1 protein-coding gene is annotated in these 4,191 nt (G+C 71.7%); it reads right to left on the bottom strand.

Going from position 1 to position 4,191, the window contains the following annotated elements:
- Positions 1 to 4,176 (bottom strand): SDR family NAD(P)-dependent oxidoreductase (locus AB0C96_RS42905; protein ID WP_362925723.1); only part of this gene is annotated, 4,176 nt, incomplete at its 3' end.
- Positions 4,177 to 4,191: the final 15 nt, after the last annotated feature.

The raw sequence follows: 4,191 nt of genomic DNA, 5'->3' as shown, positions 1-4,191 counted from the left end.
ATCCACCGGATCGGCATCAACCCGCCCCACGTGCTCACGCAACCGCACCGCCTGCGCCCGCAACGCCCCACCCGAACGAGCCGACAACGGCCACAACACAACGGAAGAAACCACCGAAGCGCCACCAACCCCAACATCGGCCCCGGCCTCAACATCGGCCTCAACATCGGCCTCAACATCGGCCGCAGCCACAACCCCAGCCTCGACCTCGGCCACAACCGCGGCCTGAACCTCAACCTCGACCTCGACCGGCGGCTCCTCAAGAACAACATGAGCATTGGTGCCGCTGACACCGAAGGCCGAGACAGCCGCCCGACGCGGACGATCCTCCCGCCGGAGCCAAGACCGCTCCTCCGTCAGCAACTCCACGGATCCCTCGCCCCATTCGACCTTGGACGAGGGGGCGTCGACATGGAGGGTGCGGGGCAGCGTGGAGTGCCGCAGCGCCTCCACCATCTTGATCACACCGGCGACACCGGCAGCCGCCTGAGTGTGCCCGATGTTGGACTTCAACGACCCCAACCACAGGGGATCACCCGCCCGTTCACGCCCATACGTGGCCAGCAGCGCACCCGCCTCGATCGGATCACCCAGCGCCGTACCGGTGCCGTGCGCCTCGACGGCGTCCACCTCGGCACCAGTCACACCCGCATCGGCCAACGCATCACGGATGACCTTCCGCTGCGCCGGACCACTCGGCGCCGTCAGCCCATTGCTCGCCCCGTCCTGATTGACGGCAGTACCACGAACAACCGCCAGCACCCGGTGACCATGACGCAGCGCATCCGACAACCGCTCAACAAGCAGCACACCAGCGCCCTCAGCCCACGCCGTACCGTCCGCACCCTCCGCGAACGCCTTGCACCGCCCATCCGACGCCAACCCACGCTGCCGCGAAAACTCCACGAACACCGTCGGCGTCGACATCACCGTCACGCCACCCGCCAACGCCATATCGCACTCACCACGCCGCAACGACTGCACCGCCAGATGCAACGCCACCAACGACGACGAACACGCCGTGTCCACGGTCAGCGCCGGCCCCTCAAGGCCCAACGTGTAGGCGACCCGGCCCGAGACGACGCTGCCGAGGTTCCCGGTGAGCACATGACCGCCGTAGGTTTCGGCGGCGTCGCCCAACTGGCTCGCGTAGTCCTGCTGGGAGATGCCCGTGAAGACGCCGGTACGGGTACCGCGCAGCGCGTCCGGCACGATCCCGGCCCGCTCCAACACCTCCCACGACGTCTCCAACAGCAACCGCTGCTGCGGATCCATCGCCGCCGCCTCACGCGGCGAGACACCGAAGAACTCCGCATCGAACTCGGCCGCCCCATGCAGGAAACCGCCCTCACGCACATAGCTGCGGCCCGGCACACCCGGCTCCGGGTCGTACAACCCCTCCGCGTCCCAACCGCGATCAGTGGGGAACGGGGAGATCGCGTGCCCGCCTTCGGCCACCAGGCGCCACAGGTCCTCCGACGACGCGACCCCGCCCGGGTAACGGCAGGCCATGCCGACGATCGCGATCGGCTCGTGCGCGTCGGCGGTGCCTCGGGTGGGGGTGTTCGCGGCGGCCTCCGCTTCGCTGTCCGCACCGAACAGTTCGTCGTGCAGGTGGCCGGCCAGGGCGGTCGGGTTCGGGTGGTCGAACAGCAGGGTGCTCGGGAGCTTCAGGCCGGTGGCGGCGGTCAGGCGGTTGCGCAGTTCGAGCACCGTGAGGGAGTCGAAGCCGGCGGCCCGGAACGCGGTCTCCGGGTCGACCGCGGCGGCCGAGCCGTGGCGCAGGATCTCGGCGGCCTCGGAGCGCACCAGGTCGAGCAGCGACCGCCGCCGCTCCGTCGAGGAGAGGCCGGCGGCGAGCCACGGCCGGCCCTCGTCCCCTTCGCCTCCGCTCCCGCCGGGGCCACCGTGACCCGGCCGCTCCCCAGCGACGTGCGAGGAACGGTCCTGGGCGGAACGCGCGGAACGGGCGGAACGGATGGAACGGGCGGAACGGGCGGCCGGCACACCGTCGAACAGCGCCCAGCCGCGGCGGGTGACGGAACGCCCGACGAAGGTGTCCCAGTCCACGTCGGCGACGATCAGAGAGGTCTCGGCGGCCGCGGTCGTCTCGCCGGCGCGGACTGCGTCGTCCAGCGCGTCGAGCGCACGCTCGGGGTCCAGGGCCTCGATGCCGTCCCGCTCGAAGGACGTGGAACCCGTTCCGGCCGCCATTCCGGCGCCGGCCCACGGCCCCCAGGCGATCGAGGTGGCGCGCCGTCCCCGGGCCCGGCGCCGGTGCGCCAGGGCATCGAGCGCGGCATTGGCCGCCGCGTAGCCGGCCTGCCCGCCGTTGCCCCACACCCCGACGATGGAGGAGAAGAGCACGAAGGCGTCCAGCGGGAGGTCGGCGGTGAGCTCGTCCAGGTGGCGGGCCGCGGTGACCTTGGCGCGCAGTACGGCATCGATCCGCTCGGGGGTGAGCGCGTCGAGCACGCCGTCGTCGAGTACGCCTGCCGCGTGCAGTACGGCGGTGAGAGGCCGGTCGCCGGGAAGGCCCGCGAGCAGCGCGGCGAGCGCGTCGCGGTCGGCGGCGTCGCAGGCCGCGACGGTCACCTCGGTGCCGAGCGCAGTGAGCTCCTCGACGAGTTCGCTCACTCCGGGGCCGGCCGCTCCGCGGCGGCCTACCAGCAGCAGATGCGAGGCACCCGCTCGGGCGAGCCTGCGGGCCACCTGTGCGCCGAGGGCACCGGTGCCGCCGGTGATCAGTACGGTGCCGGAGGGGTGTCGATTTCCCGGGGTGGACCCCTCGGACCGACCGTCCTGCGCAGCCTGAGAGGCGCGTGCGGCCTGAGAGGCACGTGCTGCTTGGGTGGCCTGGGGGGTCTGGACGGCCGGTTCGACCTGTGGGGTCTGCGTGTCCCTGACGGGGGCGGATGCGGGGACCACCCGGCGGACGTGCACTCCGGAGGGCCGCACCGCGATCTGGTTGTCCTCGCCCTCGGCGAGCAGCGTTCCGACGAGCGCGCGGAGCGCGGCGGGCGACGGATCACGGGGCAGATCCACCAAACCACCCCAGTGCTGGGCCAGTTCGAGGGCCGCGACCTGCCCCAGTCCCCAGAGCTGCGCCCCGGCGACGGACGGTGCCTCACCCGGCTGGACGGCCACCGCTTCGCGCGTGGCGATCCAGAGCGGGGCATCGGGACCCGTGTCTCCCAGGGCCTGGATCAGCGCGACGGCGTCGGCCGTGTCGGGCTCGTCCGGGGCGAGCCACAGGACCAGCGTGCTGCGTGCGGCGCCGTCACCGGCGGCGCGTAGGAGGTGTGCGGCAGCCTCCCGACCGGTGCCGACCGGCACCACCGCGGTGTGGACCTCGGCGCCGCGCAGGGCGAGTTCGCGTGCGATCGCGGCCGTGAGCCCGGCGTCGGTCGCGTCGTTGGCCGCGTCCTTGGTCGCGCCCTTGGTCGCGCCCTCGATTGCGTCGTCAGTTGCGTCGTTGGTTGCGTCGTTGGTTGCGTTGCCGTCCGATGTGAGCAGCAGCACGCGACCCGCCGAGCGGGCGGCGACGCGATCCGTGGTGGCGGCCTGCCAGGCGACGCGGTAGCGGAGCCCGGACGTCTCCTGAGCCGGGCCCTGGGTGGCCGTCGACGTCGCAGTGGCCTCGGCCGAACCGACGACCGCGGCGGTGAGCGCCGCGGCAGGGGCGGGGTCCAGCCAGTAGCGGTCCCGCTGGAAGGGGTACGTGGGCAGATCGATCCGCCGGGCGCCGCCCTTTCGGTGCGGCGCGGCCCAGTCGACCTCGGTGCCCCGAACGTAGAGGGTGGCGAGTGCGGTGGCGAACGTCTCGGCCTCCGACCGATCACGACGCAGAGCAGACACAAACGCCAGATCACCCTTGCTGCCCAGGCCGCCCGCGGCGCCCGCATCGCTCGTGTCATCCGCGTCGTCGAGGCACTGGCTGGCCATCGCCGTCAACACCGCATGAGGACCCAACTCCAAGAACGTGTCCACACCCATGGCACGGGCTGCCCGCACCCCATCAGCAAAACGCACAGCCTCACGCGCATGCCGCACCCAATACTCAGGAGTCGCCAACTCACCGATGCCGGCGACCGCGCCAGTCACGTTCGAAACAACCGGCACACTCGGCTCGCGATACTCCACCCCAGCAGCAACCCGCCGGAAATCCTCCAACATCGGATCCATCAACCC

The sequence above is a fragment of the Streptomyces sp. NPDC048506 genome, assembly GCF_040651315.1.
Classification (GTDB): domain Bacteria; phylum Actinomycetota; class Actinomycetes; order Streptomycetales; family Streptomycetaceae; genus Streptomyces.
The sequence above is the reverse complement of the archived record's forward strand: the minus strand, read 5'-3'. Positions and strand labels throughout refer to the sequence as shown.